General features: G+C 64.7%; 18 protein-coding genes and 1 pseudogene. 11 read left to right on the top strand and 8 right to left on the bottom strand.

Going from position 1 to position 16432, the window contains the following annotated elements:
- Positions 1-153 precede the first annotated feature (153 nt).
- From AAHM40_RS25165 to AAHM40_RS25175, 3 genes are read right to left on the bottom strand one after another with little or no spacing between them, the layout of a single operon-like run.
- A complete protein-coding gene (locus AAHM40_RS25165) occupies positions 154-1203 on the bottom strand; it encodes an alkene reductase (RefSeq protein WP_342247125.1) in 1050 nt (349 codons plus the stop codon).
- Positions 1204-1218: 15 nt separating this feature from the next.
- A complete protein-coding gene (locus AAHM40_RS25170) occupies positions 1219-2382 on the bottom strand; it encodes an MFS transporter (protein WP_342247126.1) in 1164 nt (387 codons plus the stop codon).
- A 45-nt stretch (positions 2383-2427) separates the two neighbouring features.
- Positions 2428-2739: an ArsR/SmtB family transcription factor gene (locus AAHM40_RS25175; protein ID WP_342247127.1), complete on the bottom strand. Its 312-nt coding sequence runs from the start codon at positions 2737-2739 to the stop codon at positions 2428-2430.
- A 123-nt stretch (positions 2740-2862) separates the two neighbouring features.
- Between AAHM40_RS25175 and AAHM40_RS25180 the strand changes: the two genes are divergently transcribed.
- Together AAHM40_RS25180 and AAHM40_RS25185 are read left to right on the top strand one after the other, a co-directional pair.
- On the top strand, positions 2863-3444 hold the full coding sequence (locus AAHM40_RS25180; RefSeq protein WP_342247128.1) for an acyl carrier protein phosphodiesterase: 582 nt from the start codon (positions 2863-2865) through the stop codon (positions 3442-3444).
- Between the two features lie 68 nt (positions 3445-3512).
- Positions 3513-4394, top strand: a complete 882-nt coding sequence (locus tag AAHM40_RS25185) for a universal stress protein (protein WP_342247129.1) — start codon at positions 3513-3515, stop codon at positions 4392-4394.
- A 7-nt stretch (positions 4395-4401) separates the two neighbouring features.
- Here AAHM40_RS25185 and AAHM40_RS25190 read toward each other — a convergent pair whose 3' ends face one another.
- Positions 4402-5172, bottom strand: a complete 771-nt coding sequence (locus AAHM40_RS25190; protein ID WP_342247150.1) for a lysophospholipid acyltransferase family protein — start codon at positions 5170-5172, stop codon at positions 4402-4404.
- An 11-nt stretch (positions 5173-5183) separates the two neighbouring features.
- Positions 5184-5954 carry an L-ornithine N(alpha)-acyltransferase gene (gene olsB, locus AAHM40_RS25195; RefSeq protein WP_342247130.1) on the bottom strand — a complete coding sequence of 257 codons (771 nt, stop codon included), beginning with the start codon at positions 5952-5954 and terminating at the stop codon, positions 5184-5186.
- 136 nt (positions 5955-6090) lie between these two features.
- Here olsB and AAHM40_RS25200 point away from each other — a divergent pair, with 136 nt between their 5' ends.
- From AAHM40_RS25200 to AAHM40_RS25225, 6 genes and pseudogenes are all read left to right on the top strand, one after another.
- Positions 6091-6975, top strand: coding sequence for an acyl-CoA dehydrogenase family protein (locus AAHM40_RS25200; RefSeq protein ID WP_342247131.1), 885 nt, complete (start codon positions 6091-6093; stop codon positions 6973-6975).
- Positions 6976-7106: 131 nt separating this feature from the next.
- On the top strand, positions 7107-7892 hold the full coding sequence (locus AAHM40_RS25205) for an MBL fold metallo-hydrolase (protein WP_342247132.1): 786 nt from the start codon (positions 7107-7109) through the stop codon (positions 7890-7892).
- A 108-nt stretch (positions 7893-8000) separates the two neighbouring features.
- On the top strand, positions 8001-9113 hold the full coding sequence (locus tag AAHM40_RS25210) for a serine hydrolase domain-containing protein (RefSeq protein ID WP_342247133.1): 1113 nt from the start codon (positions 8001-8003) through the stop codon (positions 9111-9113).
- Entirely contained in the window at positions 9110-9442 is a 333-nt protein-coding gene (locus AAHM40_RS25215) for an amidase (RefSeq protein WP_342247134.1), read from the top strand. Before AAHM40_RS25210 ends, AAHM40_RS25215 begins: the two co-directional genes overlap by 4 nt.
- Positions 9443-9583: 141 nt before the next feature.
- Positions 9584-10054 (top strand): annotated as a pseudogene (locus AAHM40_RS25220) (amidohydrolase); the annotation flags it as partial.
- A 217-nt stretch (positions 10055-10271) separates the two neighbouring features.
- Complete coding sequence (locus AAHM40_RS25225; protein ID WP_342247135.1) at positions 10272-11174, top strand: OprD family outer membrane porin; 903 nt, start codon at positions 10272-10274, stop codon at positions 11172-11174.
- 162 nt (positions 11175-11336) lie between these two features.
- On the opposite strand, the gene AAHM40_RS25230 is transcribed toward AAHM40_RS25225, so the two are convergent.
- On the bottom strand, positions 11337-12188 hold the full coding sequence (locus tag AAHM40_RS25230; protein WP_342247136.1) for an ATPase: 852 nt from the start codon (positions 12186-12188) through the stop codon (positions 11337-11339).
- Positions 12189-12494: 306 nt separating this feature from the next.
- Here AAHM40_RS25230 and AAHM40_RS25235 point away from each other — a divergent pair, with 306 nt between their 5' ends.
- Entirely contained in the window at positions 12495-12758 is a 264-nt protein-coding gene (locus tag AAHM40_RS25235) for a hypothetical protein (RefSeq protein ID WP_342247137.1), read from the top strand.
- Here AAHM40_RS25235 and AAHM40_RS25240 read toward each other — a convergent pair.
- On the bottom strand, positions 12755-13744 hold the full coding sequence (locus AAHM40_RS25240; protein ID WP_342247138.1) for an NAD-dependent epimerase/dehydratase family protein: 990 nt from the start codon (positions 13742-13744) through the stop codon (positions 12755-12757). The two genes, AAHM40_RS25235 and AAHM40_RS25240, sit on opposite strands and share 4 nt — an antisense overlap.
- Positions 13745-13920: 176 nt before the next feature.
- On the opposite strand from AAHM40_RS25240, the gene AAHM40_RS25245 reads away from it, so the two are divergent.
- Positions 13921-14979 carry a saccharopine dehydrogenase family protein gene (locus AAHM40_RS25245; RefSeq protein ID WP_342247139.1) on the top strand — a complete coding sequence of 353 codons (1059 nt, stop codon included), beginning with the start codon at positions 13921-13923 and terminating at the stop codon, positions 14977-14979.
- Between the two features lie 48 nt (positions 14980-15027).
- Here AAHM40_RS25245 and AAHM40_RS25250 read toward each other — a convergent pair whose 3' ends face one another.
- Entirely contained in the window at positions 15028-15924 is an 897-nt protein-coding gene (locus AAHM40_RS25250; protein WP_342247140.1) for a LysR family transcriptional regulator ArgP, read from the bottom strand.
- A 100-nt stretch (positions 15925-16024) separates the two neighbouring features.
- Between AAHM40_RS25250 and AAHM40_RS25255 the strand changes: the two genes are divergently transcribed.
- Entirely contained in the window at positions 16025-16432 is a 408-nt protein-coding gene (locus AAHM40_RS25255; RefSeq protein ID WP_342247141.1) for an ACT domain-containing protein, read from the top strand.

Here is a 16432-nt window from a genome sequence, read left to right on the forward strand (position 1 = left end):
TGGCAAGCCAGCTCCTACGGGCAATACAGCTGCCTGCAACACGCAATGCAGACATAGCCAATGAATTCGCCCCTACGAAGAGCCGTCCCGGCGCACGCAATAACGAAAGCGCCCCGCCCTTGCGGGGCGGGGCTTTTGCCGGCAAATCGCGGATTACAGGCGCGGGTAGTCGATGTAGCCCACCGGGCCCTTGGCGTAGAAGAGCTCCGGACGCGGCTCGTTCAGCGGTGCATCCAGGCGCAGACGCTCAGGCAGGTCGGGGTTGGCGATGAAGGGGATGCCGAAGGCCACGGCATCGGCCTTGCCGCTTTCCAGCCAGGCACTGGCGCTGTCCCGGGTGAAACGCTCGTTTGCAATGAACACGCCGCCGAAGGCTTCCTTCAGTTGCGGCGACAGGCTGTCCTCGCCTTCCTTCTCTCGGGCGCAGATGAAGGCAACGCCGCGTTTGCCCAGTTCACGGGCGACATAGCCGAAGGTTGCGGCCAGGTCGGAGTCCCCCATGTCATGGGAGTCGGCACGCGGTGCCAGGTGCACGCCGACGCGGCCGGCCCCCCACACGTTGATCGCCGCATCAGTGACTTCCAGCAGCAGGCGCGCGCGGTTCTCGATGGAGCCGCCGTACTGGTCGCTGCGCTTGTTGGTGCCGTCCTGAAGGAACTGATCCAGCAGATAGCCGTTGGCCGCGTGGATTTCCACACCGTCGAAACCGGCGGCCTGGGCGTTCTCGGCACCCACGCGATAGGCCTCGACGATGTCGGCGATCTCTTCAGTCTCCAGGGCGCGCGGCACCGGGTAGTCGCGCAGCGGACGCAGCAGGCTGACATGACCCTTGGCAGCGATGGCGCTGGGCGCCACCGGGGCCTCGCCGCCCAGGAAGCTCGGGTCGGAAATTCGACCCACGTGCCACAGCTGGAGGACGATCTTGCCGCCGTTGGCGTGTACCGCCTTGGTGATGTTGCTCCAACCCTTCACCTGCTCGTCGGACCAGATGCCGGGGGTATCCGGATAGCCGACGCCCAGGGGCGTGACGGAGGTGGCCTCGCTGATGATCAGCCCCGCAGATGCGCGCTGTGTGTAGTACTCGGCCATCAGGGCGTTGGGCACCCGGCCCTCGTCGGCGCGGCAGCGGGTCAGCGGCGCCATGATGATGCGGTTGGAAAGTTCCAGGTCGCCGATCTTGATCGGGTCGAAGAGCGTGGGCATGTCGTTTACCTCGGGTCAGTCGAGAGCCGCTTGCAGCTCGGGATTACGGTTACTGAAGGTGAGCAGGGTCGCTATCAGGGCGAGGATCGCCAGCACGGCAGCGGCCAGAGGAACTGTGGTGAGGCCGTAGCCCTGACTGATGACCAGGCCTCCGACCCAGGCGCCGAGGGCATTGCCCACGTTGAAGGCGCCGATGTTCAGGGTGGAAACCAGGTTCGGCGCGGCACTGCCGAAGTTCACAACGTTGACCTGCAGGGCCGGCACCGCGGCGAAGGCGGCCGTGGCCCAGAGGAACAGGGTGATTTCCGTGGGGATCAACGCAGCGCTGGTCCAGGTCAGGGCACTGGAAGCCACGGCCAGGGCGACGAACACGCCCATCAGAGTCTGCGCCAGCTTCCAGTCGGCCAAACGGCCACCGATCACATTGCCCAGGGTCAGGCCGAGGCCGATCAGCAACAGGCTCCAGGTCACGCCACGGGGCGAAACACCGGTCACCTCGCCCAACAGCGGCGCTACGTAGGTGAAGATGCAGAAGACCGCGGCGGAGAACAGCACGGTGGTGGACAGCGCCAGCCACAGCCCGGCACCACGCAGGGCAGCGAATTCGGCACGGATGTCGGTGGCTTCCTCGTCATGCTGGCGCGGCAGCACTCGCCACAGACCGATCAGCGCTACAACGCCGATCAGGGTCACGGCCCAGAAGGTCGAACGCCAGCCGGCGACTTGGCCGAGGGCAGTGCCCAGGGGTACGCCGAGCACATTGGCGAGGGTCAGGCCGGTGAACATCAGGGCCACCGCGGAGGCCTTGCGATTGGCCGGCACCAGGCTGGCGGCGACCACCGAACCGATGCCGAAGAAGGCGCCATGACAGAGCGCCGTGACGACTCGCGCCAGCATCAGCAGGCCGTAGTTGGCGGCGATGGCGCAGAGCAGGTTGCCGATGATGAACACGCCCATCAGCACCAGCAGAGCGCGCTTGCGTGGCAGCTTCGAGGTGACCAGCGCCATGAACGGCGCCCCGATGGCCACGCCCAGGGCGTAGCCGGTGACCAGCCAGCCCGCACCGGGGATAGACACGCCAAGGTCGGCGGCCACCTCGGGCAGCAGGCCCATGATGACGAATTCGGTTGTGCCTATCGCAAATGCGGACAAGGCGAGGACGAGAAGCGCAGTAGGCATGGGCCTGCTCCTGGAAAGTTTTTCGGGTTCTGGCAGGTGCTGCAGTTACAGCTCGTCGCTCATCTGGCGAATAAATTCCGCGATGACGGCTTCGTTGCGTTTGAAGAAATTCCATTGACCCAGTTTTCGGCTCGTCACCAGCCCGGCGCGCTGCAAGGTCGCCAGGTGAGCCGACACGGTGGACTGCGACAGTCCGCAGCGCTGGTCGAACTTGCCGGCGCAGACGCCGATCTCGAAGGGCTGGTGTTCCTGCTCGTCGAAATACTTCTCCGGCTCTTTGAGCCACTGCAGCATCTCGCGTCGCACGGGGTGAGCCAGTGCCTTGATGATTTCGTCGAGGTCGATGGAGGTGGTCATGGCCGCTGTCGTATATCGGAATGGAACGAACTTTATATCGATAAAAAACGATACGCAGATCGTTTGTGACGATAGTCATCATCGACCGTCATGATAGAACCGTCCTCGGGTTAAGCTCAGCCGATGAACTACCTCGCCCACCTCCACCTTGGCGGCTCGCAGCCTGCGCAACTGCTTGGCAGCCTCTATGGCGACTTTGTCAAAGGGCCGTTGGCCGGACGCTGGCCGGCGGATATCGAAGCGGCTATCCGCCTGCACCGACGCATCGATGCCTTCACCGACAGCCACCCGCTGATCACCCAGGCCAAACTGCGTTTCCCCAGCGAGCGGCGGCGTTTCGCCGGAATCCTGCTGGACGTATTCTTCGATCACTGCCTGGCCCGCGACTGGAGCCTCTACGCCGCCGAGCCACTGGATGCCTTCACCCGCCACGTCTATCAGGTACTGGTTACCGAACCGCAATTGCCCGACCGCCTGGCGCTGATCGCGCCGCGCATGGCCGCCCAGGACTGGCTCGGCAGCTACCGCGAGTTCGAAACCCTGGAACTGGTCATCACCGGCATGTCCCGGCGCCTCTCACGACCGGAGGCGCTGGAAGGCGCCATGGCCGAACTGGAAGCCCTGTACCGGCCCCTGAGCGATGACTTCCGTCAGTTCTACCCCCTGCTGCAGCAGTTCGCAGGTACCCAGCCGATCATCGATTGACCTGTATCAAGGGAAAATTCCTACAGCTGCAGTGGAATGGATCAAGCAACCATTTCAGGAGGTGACCGATGAAAGCGCTGATGCTGGCGACCGACCTTTCCAACCGATCCGACCGCGCCCTGCGGCGCGCGGCCCGACTAGCCCGACAGTTCGAGTGCCCCTGGTTCATCCTCCATGTGGTCGACGAAGACCAACCGCAACTGCGCGTCGAGCTGGAAGTGGAGCAGGTGCGCCGCTACCTCAATAATCAACTGGACTTCTTCACCGAGCTGGGCGGTCGCGCCCCGGAAGTCTGGGTGGAAGTGGGCGACCCAGCCAAGCACATTGCCGACTGCACCCGCTGGGCCGACATCGACATGCTGGTGGTCGGCAGCCACCGCAAGAATCCTCTGCGCGACATCTTCGTCGGCACCACCCTGGAACGCTTGGTGCGCACCAGCCATGTGCCGATCCTGCTGGTGAACAGGGCCGCCGAGGACGACTACTTGATGCCGCTGCTGGCCCTGGATTGCTCCCCGGCCTCCGCTCAGGCCGTGCGCGCCGCCCATGAGCTGGGTCTGCTCCCCAAGGCAGGCGCCAAGGCTCTGTACGCCTTCGATCCGCTGGGCGGCGCCGTGATGCTGGCGGCTGGTGCTGGTGCCGGAGCGATTCCCGGTGACTACGCCGCCGACGAGCGCCTCCGGGCCACCGCCGCGCTGGATAAGTTTCTGCTCGAGGAAGAACTGGGCTCCTTCATCGACCAGCGACTGGTCGAAGAGGGCCAGCCGATGACGGCGCTGCGTCGTGTACTGGAGCGTGAGCCCATCGACCTGCTGGTGATGGGCACGCGTGGACTGACAGGGATGAAACGGATACTGATCGGCAGCGTGGCCGACGCCGCCATGCGCGAGCTGGACTGCGACATCCTCACGGTGCCGCCGATTCGCTGGCCGGACAGGGACAAGGCCTGACTGCCACTCAGGCGGCGAGGGCCGCGTTCTCCTCCTCACCGAAGAGCGCCCGTTGCACGGCGCTCTTCGCTTTTTGACTGACCACCGTGCGACTCAGGCCCTCACTGGGAATGGGCTCGAGCAAGTGGATCTCCACCTCGGCGCGGTCGCTGCGCAGCAGGCGCACCAGGTGCGAAAGCAGATCGTCCTCACCGATGAAGGGGGCGATCTCATCGCGCTGGCCGTCACGCAGATAGCGGATGGCAACCGGCTGCACCGGCACTTCCGTCTCCACCGCGCTGGTCAACAAGCGACTGTGGAACGTCTTAAGCTGGCTGCCATCGGTGGTGGTGCCTTCCGGGAAGATCAGCAGATGGCGTCCATCGCCGAGGTGGCGAGCGAGCTGCTGGCCAACCAGACCGCTATCCCCCGAACCCCGACGGATGAACAGGGTGCCGGCCTTGTGTGCCAGCCAGCCGGCCACCGGCCAGGCGCGAACCTCAGCCTTGGACAGGAAGGACAGCGGCGCCACAGCGCCAAGCAGCGGGATATCGGTCCAGGAGACATGGTTGCTGACCCACAGCATCGGCTGCTCGGGCGCGCGACCACTGACGCGGACGCGGAACGGCAGCGCACCGGTCAGGCGGGCGAGGAACCAGCGGGTCAAGCGCTGCCGGGTGGCCATCATCTGCCCCCGCCCCAGGCGTTCCAGCACACCGACCCAGGCGGCGAGCGTCAGGCCCAGACCGATCACCGCCAACAGGCGGCCGACACGCGCGTAGAAACGTACGGACTTCAGCATGCCCGGCCTCAGACCGCGGCCTTGAAGTGACGGGCGTAGCGCGGGCAGAGCTCGTCGCGCTTGAGCAGGATGAACACGTCGGCGACCTGGAAATCCGGGTCCCAGCACGGCTCGCCGCAGACCTTCGCACCCAGTCGCATGTACGCCTTGAGCAGCGGCGGCATCTCGGTGATCACGTTGCCCGGCAGCTCCAAAATGGGCAGCGGGTTCTTCGGCTCGGCGCGCAGGTATTCGGTGCACAGGTAACGCTCGCGCAAGCGCTGCATGATGGCCTGGGCCTGGATACCGCCGTCCTGCATCGGAATGCTGGCGCAGCCCATCAGGTAGCGGTAACCGCCCTGGTTCAGCACCTCGGCCAGTTCACCCCAGAGCACGGCGATGGTCGCACCATTGCGGTAAGCCGGATCGACGCAGGTACGGCCGATTTCCAGCACCGGGCCCTGCAATTCGCCGAGCCCATGGAGGCTGAATTCTTCTTCGCTGTAGAAGCGGCCCAGGTCGCGGGCGGCCTGGTGGTCGAGCAGGCGGGTGGTGGCGACCAGCTCGCCGCTGTCCAGGTCGCGCACGCCGATGTGCTCGCAGTGCGGATCGTAGTCATCCATGTCGAGACCGAACTCGGCACCTTGCAGCTTGGCGTCGAACTCGGCGCTGAACACGCGAAAACGCAGGGCCTGTGCCTCACGCAGAGCAGCGACGCCTTCCAGGCGCTCGGCCTGCAGGCGGCGAGGGCTTTTCCCGTTGGGTGCGACACTGTCGCGGGTCATGGCGATCTGGTTCATGAATAAGCCTCCGTAGGCCGGCTCGATCCCGGTTGCAGCCGGACGATCTTGTTGTGCAAGCTCAGGCTAGGTAGACCCGGTGTCACCACCATGACGGTCGCGTGATGCTTGTATGACAGCCCCAAGGAGTTCTCCAATGCCCTGGCAACGCCTGCTCGAAGCCTCTGCCCGCCTGCCGTCCAACCAACGCCTTGATGACGGGTACGGCACCCTGCTGGACCGTCTGGGCGAGGTCGCGCCCTTCGAACTGGCGGTGCTCGGCGGCAAGCTGGCCCCCACCCCGGGGCTGGCCTTCCTCGCCGGTTACCAGGGCGCCCTGCGCCTGCTCTGGCCTTCGGCGCCGCTGAGTCTGGGCGCCTTGTGCGTGACAGAGAATCGCAGCGTGCGCCCGGCGGACATGCAGACCCGCCTGACCGGCCTCAGCCTCAGCGGCCGCAAGGATTTCGTCACCGCGGGCGACGCCGCCGACTGGCTGCTGGTAGCTGCCCGCGAAGAAGCCAAGGGCGAGTCGCCACGCCTGGCTCTGGTGGTGGTGCGCAACGGTGCTCCCGGTGTGCGCGTCGAACAACTCAAGCCGCTGCCGCTGATGCCTGACATCCCCCATGCGCGCCTGCACCTGGAAGGCGCCCACTGCGAGCGTCTGGCGGGCGATGGCTGGGATGCCTACGTGAAACCCTTCCGCAGCATCGAGGATCTCCACGTCCTCGCCGCGCTGGTCGCCTGGCTCTACGGCATCGGCCGCGACAGTGCCTGGCCCCAAGCCCTGCAACTGCGTTTGCTGGGCTTGCTCACAGGCGCCGCGGAAGTCTCCCGACACTGCGCCACGACTCCGGCCATGCACCTGCTGCTGGCGGCGCTTTTCGTCGAGTTCAAGGCACTCAAACCAGAGCTGGATGCCGCCTTCGCCAACGGCCCTGCGGACTGGGCCACACTCTGGCAGCGCGACCAGGGCGTACTGGATATCGCCAGCGGGCCACGGGCCAAACGGCTGGAGAAGGCCCTCGCCGCCCTGGGCATCTGAAGAGCCGTGGGTGCGGATTCATTCGCGCCCGCACCTCATTCGGTCCCTCACAATCGCGTCTTGATCCAGGTCAGGATTCGACCTTCAGAAATGCCTTACATCTGCGCGTCGCTTTTCCTATCGAGGTTTACATGCGTCGCGACCCCATCGTGCTGTTCGATAACGGCACCCATCAATGCCTGATGTTCGACGATCTGGTCAGCGGCGACGGCGTGCAGTCCAACCAGTTCCTGATCACCGACCACGAGCAATACCTGCTGCTGGACCCGGGCGGCGACCTGACCTACACCCCGCTGTCGCTTGAACTGTCCAAGCGCATGCCGGTGCAGGACCTGACCTACATCTTCGCCTCTCACCAGGACCCGGACATCATCGCCTCCCTGGACAAGTGGCTGCTGCACACCCGTGCGCGGGTAATCTGCTCCAAGCTCTGGGCACGCTTCCTGCCCCACCTGACCGCCAACTACCTGGCCATCAGCCACGGCATTTCCACCTACGATCGCATCATCGCCCTGCCCGACCGAGGCCAGTCCATCAATCTCGGTCGCTGCCAGTTGAAAGCCGTGCCGGCGCACTTCCTCCACTCGGTGGGCAACTTCCAGCTCTACGACCCGGTCAGCCGCATCCTCTTCTCCGGCGACATGGGCGCCTCTCTGGTGGATGACGCCACGCCGGTGCGCGACTTCATCAACCACGTACCGAACATGGAAGGCTTCCACCGCCGTTACATGGCCAGCAACAAGATCTGCCGGCTCTGGGCAGAGATGGTGCGTGGCATGGACGTGGAGATGATCGTGCCGCAGCACGGCCGGCCCTTTGTCGGCCGCGAGATGATCAGCGCCTTTCTGTACTGGATCGAGAACCTGGAGTGCGGCATCGACCTGCTGGGGCCAGACGACTACCGGTTGCCCCGCTGAACTGACCTATCGCGCCGAGTGGCCGCATTAGTCGGCGCGTTCGGCGCTTTTTGCCGTCATGAACGCCATGCTAGGTTGCGCCTTTTCATAACCAGAAGAGGCCCTTCGATGCCCGTCCCCTTCGTACGCCAGCTGGGCCTGGCGCTCGGCTTTTGCGCCAGTCTGGCCCAGGCCGAAACCTGGCCCGCCGCCGACTGGCAGCAAGGCCCTACACCCAGCGGCGCTGCCGTGCAGGCCTTCGAAGCCTACGCCTTTCCCAACCGTGACGATCAGAGTCGCAAAGGTGTGCGCAGCGATGCCGTGGTCGTCATCCACGACGGCGAGGTCATCTATGAACACTATGCCGGCCCAACCCGCGCCGAGACCCCGCACCTCACCTGGTCGGTGAGCAAGAGTCTGCTGGCCAGTGTCCTGGGGGTCGCCTACGGCGAGGGCCGCTTCAAGCTGGACGAGCCGGTAGCGCGCTACTTCCCGGCCTTCGCCGGCCACCCCAATGTCCACATCGACCACCTGCTGCACTGGGCCTCGGGTCTCGCCTGGCAAGAGGACTACGAATACGCACCGCTGAAGTCCTCGGTGGTGGCTATGCTCTATACCCGTGGCCGCGGCGACATGGCCGCCTTCACCGCCGATCACCCACTGGATGCCGTACCCGGCAAGCGCTTCCGCTACTCCAGCGGCGACACCAACGTGCTCTCCGCCGCGCTGCGCGGCATGGTCGGCGAACAGGCCTACGCGGAGTACCCCTGGACTGCGCTGTTCGAGCCCCTGGGCATTCGCTCGGCAGTCTGGGAAACCGATGCCGCCGGCACCTACGTCGGCTCCTCCTACAGCTACCTGACCGCCCGCGATCTGGCGCGCGTCGGCCTGCTGATGCAGCGCGGCGGCCGCTGGGGCGAGCGCCAATTGCTGCCGGTGGACTGGGTCGCCTTCAACCGCAAACCCTTCGCCGACTACCGGCCGGCCCCGGCCAACCCGGGCGAAGCCGTGCCCGGCGGCCACTGGTGGCTCAACGCCCAGCTGGAAGGCGCCGCCAAGCCCTGGCCGGATGCCCCGGAAGATACCTTCGCCGCCCTCGGCCACTGGGGCCAGGCGCTCTACGTAATGCCCAGCGAGAAACTGGTGATCGTGCGCTACGCCGATGACCGCGACGGCAGCTACCGCCACAACGATTTCCTCAAGCTGGCCCTGGCCGCCTTCGCCACGCAGGTGCAACCATGATTGCCCGTCGCCCTATCCTCAGCCTGCTGACCCTGGCGCTGATTCTGCTGGCCGCGCTGGCCTGGCAGAACCGCGCACACCTGGCCGCCTTCCCCGACATCATCAGCGCCTACACCGCCAAGGAGTACTGCTCCTGCCGCTACGTGATGGGCAACTCCGCCGACTACTGCCAGGGCTACGTGAAGCAGTACGTGCCCACCAGTGGTTTCCTCGACGACGCCGAGCACAAGCGCGTGACCGCCAGCGGCCTCGGCCGTAGCAACACTGCCGCGTGGGTCAGCCCGCACCAGGGCTGCCGGTTGATGCCCGACACGGACAGCACGCTCTGACGCATTCGTTCCTGGCCCGTTGGGCTTCGTCCCGTGTTCCACCCTGTGGAACCACCTTCGATTGTTCTCCATTCATCCTCGCGGTTAGCTGAGAGCCAGCCGCGAAAGGCGGTAGCCGCCCAAACGAGGAGAACAAGAACAATGACCCGTTACGCACACATCCAGGCTTGGCTCGATGATGTAGACGCCGACTTGAAAGCTCTGCGCCAAGACATCCACGCCCACCCCGAACTCGGCTTCGAAGAGCAGCGCACCGCTGCCCTGGTGGCCCGCCTGCTGACCGAATGGGGCTACGAGGTGCACAGCGGCATCGGCCGCACCGGCGTGGTCGGCGTGCTGCGCAATGGCGCCTCCAGCCGCACGCTCGGCCTGCGTGCCGACATGGATGCCTTGCCCATCATCGAAGCCACCGGCCTGACCTACAGCAGCTGTCACGCGGGTCGCATGCACGCCTGCGGCCACGACGGGCACACCGTCATGCTGCTGGGCGCGGCGCGCTACCTGGCCGCGACCCGCAACTTCCAGGGCACCCTCAACCTGATCTTCCAGCCAGCCGAAGAAGGCCAAGGTGGCGCCGAAGCCATGCTCGAAGACGGCCTGCTGGAACGCTTCAGCCAGTTGCAGCACAGTCTCGACTGATCACTCACACACTGAGAACATTCAAGATTACCGTCTGAAACTTTGGCGGCACTGTCCCTCTGCAACCATCAATAGGTGATTCCATAACGTGGAACCCAATTGAATTGCCCTTTATTCGCGTGATTCGACAATAGAGCCCGGCCCGAACATCGGCTTTATCGTCAGAACACAAGAATAAAGGCGATGAGATGTGCAAAGTTCGCTGCAATTACCTGGCGGGGATTACCGGGTTCTTAATGGTCGGGAGTGCCGGGGCCGACGGTTTTATCGATGGCAGTATCACGTCGCTGCGCTACAGCCATATCAAGCAGTTCAGCCCCGCAACGCGAATGGCTGGGGCGACGACCTGACCAACTTCCGCGGCGAGAAAATCGACAGGCTGCAGCTCTTCGCCCTGGGCTACCAGTTCCCCTTCGGTAGCCGGCCACTGGCTGAGTATGCCGAGTCCGATCAGTACCTGCGCGCCGCCTCTCTCAAGGTGGAACACAGTATCGACCTGGGCGCCGGCAGCTTCCTCGACCTCTACGCCACCCACGGCATGCAGCAGGACGCCGGCGATCTCTTCGAGCGCGACGGCGTGCCCGGGCTCTATGAAGCGGAGAAGTCCCACGACGCGCGCTACATCGATCTCGGTGCCAAGTACAAGACGGCCAACTACTACGCGGGCATGACCTACAACAAAGTTCGCGGCGATGACGTTGACAGGTTGTTCTTCAGCAAGGATCACGGCGCCTGGAACAGTAGCGCCAAGTTGTTCTACTTCTTCGGCGCGGAAGATGAGGAAATGTTCAAACTGGTGGGCGGAACAAACTTTTCCGCAATCGGAATTCCGCAACTAAGGCTGGATCTCCACTATGCCTTTTCCGATCACGCTGCCGGTTATGACGGATTCTCCAGAAGAGAATTCCAGAGCCGGCTGCAATACAACTTCACGGGCACCTTGAAGGGCTTGAGTCTGGTCTGGCTGCACAATGAGTTTCACACCAAGGGCCAGCCGGACGGCATCGAACGCCCCACGACCTCGCGCGGTCCGGCAGGGATCATCACCCACAATGCCGAGCGGTTTTACCTGAACTACATCTTCACCTTCTGAAGCCGACAGCCGCGTCCCACGGCTGCAGCCGGATGAAATCCACTCCCCGGTTTCGTAATTGGATGGGCCTCAGCCCACCAGCGGACACAACCGTGGGCCGATGCAACAATAAAAAAGCCCCCAGGCCGCGACAGCCTGAGGGCTTTCGTTGAATCACTCGCCTCAGCGCATGTTGATCTGCTGCTGCAGGTTCTGCACCTGGCTCTGCAGGGTGCTGATATTCCGCGTCATCTGTGCACGGAAGGCATCGAACTCGGCAGTACTGGCACCCTGGGACGGGGCCGGACGGTTGTCCAATTCGCTGCGCAGCACCAGCAGGTCCTGCTCCAAGCTCTTGATCGCCTGGCTCGGATTGCCCTGTTTCTTCAGCGCCTCGACATCACTGCCCAGCCCCTTCAGGCGGCTATCGAATTGGGCGATCTCGCCCTGGGCGGCCTTCAGTTTGCTCTGCTCGGCGGCCAGGCCATCGACCTTGCTGCCCAACTGGCTACCCAACTGGGTCGCAGCGCCCTGGGCGGACTTGACGTCAGCCGCCAGCTGATCGACGCGCTTGCCCTGGCTACCCAACTGGGCATTGGTGGATTGCTGCTGCTTGGACAACTCGACCACCTTGGCCTGCAGCTGCTTGATCTGCAGCTTCAGCGACTCGCTGCCGCTGGTGACACTGGACTCAGTGGCCACTACTTTGCCGGAAATGTCCTGGATACGGCCGGCTGCCTCTTCACTGATGCGGGCAAAGCTTTCCTGGGTGGCAACCAGTTGCTGCTCCATCAGGCTGATCTGCTGGAAGCTCCACCAGCCCAGACCGCCGAGAGCTACCACCAGGGCGACCACCAGAGCCCAGAGTGGACCGGTGCTGGCGCCTTTGGCCCTGGGGGCTGCGGTGGCATAGCCAATAGTGTTGTTGCGATGCACCGGCTCGGTCGCCGGGTGATGGCCGAACTCGTCACGATCACGGGCGTCGGTGGTCAGGCTGGGAACATCATCCACTTCGTCGAGAGCGTCATTACGCATGGGGGGACCTTTGGAGAGAAACGCAGAACCGCGAATGACCGGAAGTATACCGGTTCGCACGGCGCTCTTCAGCGTCGCGCCACAGCGGTGCGACTTGCACCGCACGGGGGCAGCGGCCCTCCATTGACCGCGCGCAGGCCCAGCAGTTCCGGGGTTTGCGGCTTGGTACGGGGCTTGCTAGCCAGTTGCCAGCCCCGACACGGGGCGATGCCAGGAAAGCGCCAGACGGAGTCAACGGCTCCGGTAGGCTCCGCGCGCTTCAGGATGAAGGGAAGGAGCACGCTTCGACCATGGGGGGAAGAAGGAGTGGAACTGACCAAGGCTGTGCTGGATTGCATGCAGACCCTGCGGCGCCAGCTTCGTGAAGAACAGGCTGTGGATATTCGCCTCAGCCAGCCCGATGCCATCCTGTCCATGCTCAACGCCTGCGCCGACTCGCAGCGCGATACGACCCGCGAGCTGGGCGAGCACCTCAGCCGCCTGACGGGCGTGCGTCTTAAGCCGCCGGTCCTCAGCGAAGAGGAACTGATTCGCAAGTACACCCAGTACGCCGGGCCACTGCGCGGCTAGGGTTGTTGTGCGCCCCACCAGGAGCAGAACTCATCCAGTGCCGTCCATACGCTCACTTGCGGGTCGTACTCCAGGTACTGCCGTGCGCGGCTGATATCCAGGGAGAAATCCTTGGCCATCACCGCCACGGCCAAACGATAGAGGGAAGGCTCCGGGCGTCCGGGCAGCACCTTGCAGACCGATTCGTTGAGCAACGCGGCGCTATAGGCCAGGCCATAGGGAACATGGCGAGTCACCTGGGGAACGCCCAACTTGCGGAACACATAGTTGATCACGTCCCAGATCGGCACTGGCTGGCCATTGCTGATGTTGTAGACCTGTCCCAGCGCTGGTCCGGCAGCCAACAGGCCACTGAACAGGGCGTCGTTGAGGTTCTGCATGCTGGTGAAATCGACCTTGTTCAGGCCATTGCCGATGATCTTGAGACGCCCCTTGCGCTGCATGGCGATCAGTCGCGGGAAGATGCTGGTATCCCCGGCACCGGTGACGAAGCGTGGCCGGAAAGCGATGACCTCAAGGCCGAACTCTTCGGCGGCGAAGACCTTCTGTTCAGCGAGGTACTTGGTGGCGCCGTAGTGATCGGAGAAGCGCTTGGGCACCTGCTCTTCGCGGATGCCCACATGGGAGCGGCCATCGAAATAGACCGAGGGCGAAGACAGGTGCACCAGGCGCCGCACCTGCTGCTTCAAGCAGGCTTCCACCACGTTCTCCGTGACCTGGACATTGGCCTGGTGGAAGTGTTCGTACTTGCCCCAGACCCCTACGGCACCCGCGCAATGCACCACGGCTTCCACATCGTGGCAGAGCCGCAGCACCAGTTCGGGGTCGGACAGGTCGCCCTGAACGAACTCGGCACCGCGCTTGACCAGATGTTCCACGCCTTCCGGACGGCGGCCGTTCACCCGCACGTCGAGCCCCTGCTCCAGGGCGAAACGCGCAAAACGCCCTCCAATGAACCCACTCGCCCCCGTCACCAGAATCTTCATCAATGGCCCCTTGGTACACCTTGTGATGCCCGCGACTCTAGCAGCCCTGGTGCCGGCCAGGTGTGGCGTCGCGAGCCAATAGAACGACTCTGAACGCTAACCCATGCCATCGTTCCCGCCCGTATCGGTGCCCTGGGCTACCTTTGTCTGCGACACCACCGCCGAGGAACCGCTTAGTGAGCACGCATACCTGGATGATCTATGGCGCCTACGGCTATACCGGGCAACTGGTGGCCGAGGAAGCCCTGCGGCAAGGGTTGGTGCCGATCCTCGCCGGCCGTGACCCAGCCCGACTGGAAGCCCTGGGCAGTCGCCTCGGCCTGCCGACCCGCGTCTTCGACCTGAGCGATCCCAGGCACGCTGCAGAACGCCTGGAAGGCGTCTCCGTGGTCGCCCACTGCGCCGGCCCCTTCTCCGCCACCAGCACGCCAATGATTCAGGCCTGCCTCGCCAGCGGCACCCACTACCTGGACATCACCGGCGAAATCACCGTGTTCGCCTTCGCTCACGCCCAGGATGCGACTGCGCACAAGGCTGGCATCGTGATCTGCCCCGGCGTGGGGTTCGACGTCATCCCCACCGACTGCGTCGCCGCCTGCCTCAAGGCCGCGCTGCCGGATGCCACTCACCTGGCACTGGGCTTCGACAGCGACAGTGGACTGTCGCCCGGCACCGCCAAGACCAGTATCGAGGGCCTGGCCCTGGGCGGCCAGGTGCGTGAGAACGGCCGCCTGCGCCCGGTGCCCCTGGGCCATCGCCGCCGCGAGATCGACTTCGGGCGCGGAGCGAAATCTGCCATGACCATCCCCTGGGGCGATGTGGCCACCGCCTTCTATTCCACCGGCATTCCCAATATCGAGGTTTATCTACCGGCGCCCGCTGCGCTGGCGCTGGGCATGCGCCTGAGCGATCCGCTGCGCGGTCTGCTGGCCGGCGCTTGGATACAACGCACGTTGAAGGGACTGGTAACTCGCAACCTCAGGGGGCCGGACGAGGCCACCCGCGTACACAGGCCCACCTGGGTCTGGGGCGAGGTCCGCAACGCCGCTGGAGAACGTCGTACCGCCCACCTGGAAACCGCCAACGGTTACCAGGTCACCGTACACGGCGTGCTGCACGCGGTGCGCCATATGCTGGATTACCCGGGCGAAGGCGGCTACTTCACGCCCTCACGGCTTTTCGGTGAACGCTGTGTGGAACAGCTGCCGGGCTCGGGGCCGATTCGCATCCGCTGACGTTCAGTGACCGCGATGGAGTCAGCGGAACCATGGGGTGCGCTGGCCTCAGCGTGCCAAAGGCACCAGCCAGTGGCGGGCAGCGCCGGCCAGGTGGTCGGTGAGCAGGCCGAGCAACTCACCGCCATGACGCCAATGGTGCCAATAGAGCGGTACGTCGATGGGTCGGTCCGGGATCAGTTCCTGGAGTTCGCCCTTCGCCAACTGAGCGCCAACTTGCTGCTCAGGCACCAGCCCCCAGCCGAGACCGCCTTCGGTCAGGCGTACGAAGCCTTCCGACGAGGGGCACAGGTGATGGACGAAACCACCCTCGACGCCAAGCATCGCCAGGTAGCGATGCTGCAGGAGGTCATCCGGGCCGAAGACGATGGCCGGTGAGCGGGCAAGTGCGTGTGGCGTCACCCCCTTGGGAAAATGCCGTTCGATGAAGGCCGGGCTGGCCAGGGCGCGATAACGCATGGCACCGAGGAGCAAACTGCGGGCGCCAGCCACCGGGCGTTCCGCCGCGCAGACACAGGCCGCCACTTCGCCGGCGCGCATGCGCTTCAAGCCCACTTCCTGGTCCTCCACCACCAACTCCATCAGCACCCGCTGCTCGGCACAGAAGTCCCCCACCGCGGCGGCCCACCAAGTGGCCAGGCTGTCCGCGTTGAGGGCAATGCGCAGCCGCTCCGGCGTGCTGCCCTCTTCCAGGGCCGGCACCTGACGTTGCAAGTCACGCTCCAGCAGACGTACCTGCTGGACATGGTTGAGCAGACGGGTGCCCACCTCGGTCGGCGCCGGTGGTGTGGCGCGCACCAGCACCGGCTGGCCGACCCGCGCTTCCAGCAGTTTGATCCGCTGCGAAATCGCCGACTGCGACAGGCCGAGCAACTGGGCCGCGCGCTCGAAACCGCCCTGCTCTACCACGGCCGCGAGGGCGGACAGCAACTTGTAGTCGAACAAATCAGTTTTCCTAATGAGAGATCAGCAAGATTCGTTTTCCTTATACATCGTCGAACCCCAGACTCGCCACATCCCATCCCGTCGTATCAAAGGAAGCACCATGGCCGGCGAAACCGCACTCTCCACCCTGATCCGCAACATGTCGCCGCAACTCAACCCCGGCCAGTACGTGTTCTGCACCCTCGAAGATGCCGCCCGCCTGCAAGGCAGCGCACCGCTGGGCAGCTTCCGCGAGCGCGAAGGTCTCACCGTGATCCTGGAGCGCAGCGAAGCCGATCGCCTGGGCCTGACCTACGACTACAGCGCGGCCTGGATCACCCTCGAGGTGCATTCATCCCTGAGCGCAGTGGGCCTGACCGCGGCCTTCGCCGGTGCCCTGGCCCAGGCCGGCATCAGTTGCAACGTGGTGGCAGGCTATTTCCACGATCACCTGTTCGTCGCCAGCGCCGACGCCGAACGCGCCCTATCAACCCTGCGGGCCCTGGCGGCCAACGCCCAGGCGGAGTGA

The organism is Pseudomonas sp. OTU5201 (genome assembly GCF_038440135.1).
Lineage (GTDB): Bacteria > Pseudomonadota > Gammaproteobacteria > Pseudomonadales > Pseudomonadaceae > Metapseudomonas > Metapseudomonas resinovorans.